General features: G+C 28.1%; 1 protein-coding gene. It reads right to left on the bottom strand.

The features are described from left to right. Nucleotides 1-108 precede the first annotated feature (108 nt). On the bottom strand, nt 109-1,095 hold a 987-nt coding region (locus CD128_RS11040), incomplete at its 5' end, for a PDDEXK family nuclease (protein ID WP_462803925.1).

Below are 1,095 nucleotides of genomic sequence, written 5' to 3'. Positions count from 1 at the left end.
GATAAGTAATATATTCCTTAGGTGTCCGACTCTTATCCTTAAATGTCATTGAATTAATCATTGCTAATACAATCAAACTCACAATAATATATTTTTAAATATCTTTTTTTATAAATACTCGCTCGGTATTTTTGTTAAAATATACTCTTTAGAAAGTGGTTCATCATATTTGATGGTGATTAATTTAACATTATACTCTTCACATAAATCTTGTTTAATTTGATCGTAGCGTTGTTGTTTTAAAAATTGTGTTTCACCACCCCAATGCTCTACCGCTTCATAATGTTGAATTCCGTTATATTCAAATCCTAATTTTAATTCTGGGATATACATGTCAATTTCAAGTCCTTGTAGCCAATCTGGTCGATAGTGACGTTTACATTGATATTCATTGAAGATATCTTCAATGATCTTAAACATTGTTGTCTCAGAGGTCCACTTTTCTCCAATTTTTGCGACACCATATTCTTGGCGCAATATATTTTCAGATTGCTTAAAATAGTAATTATTCTTCAAGTCTTCTTCTATTTCAATTTGCTTAAAGTACCAGCCATACTTTTCTCTAAAACGACTACCAAATCTATCAAATACGAATTGAGGTGTTGTTTGATTACATCTAAAACAAATATTATCTTTAAAATTAATATCTCCTAACTCAACTTCTTTATCTTTTAGATGTGCCTTAATTACTGGATGCAGGTAATTTATTATATCCTCTTTTTTATCATTAATTAATTTAGCTATGGCGGGTTGAGTGCAACTACACATGTAAGGTGTTGTTTCAAAACTATCTCTAAATGCAAAAAAGATAGAATTGTAATTCATTGGATAATATGTGATATATGCATCAACATCTTCATTAATTGAAAAATCTATTTTTTGGGTATGACTGTAATTAAGAAACCATCTAATTTTATTATCTATTGTATGTTGAAAGGCTTTGAATTCAGTTGAAATTTTAGTAGCTAATTCATTTTCAATATAAACCTCTTTATGTTTCCAATTTTTTATTAGTTCAATAATTTCTTCAATAGTTAATTTATGTTCAAGATATTCCATATCATTGGTTACTTCTATGCTAAATCGCCCATCTAT

Source organism: Staphylococcus croceilyticus, from assembly GCF_002902575.1.
In the GTDB taxonomy this organism is placed as follows: Bacteria; Bacillota; Bacilli; order Staphylococcales; family Staphylococcaceae; genus Staphylococcus; species Staphylococcus croceilyticus.
This window is presented reverse-complemented; position numbering and strand designations above follow the sequence as displayed.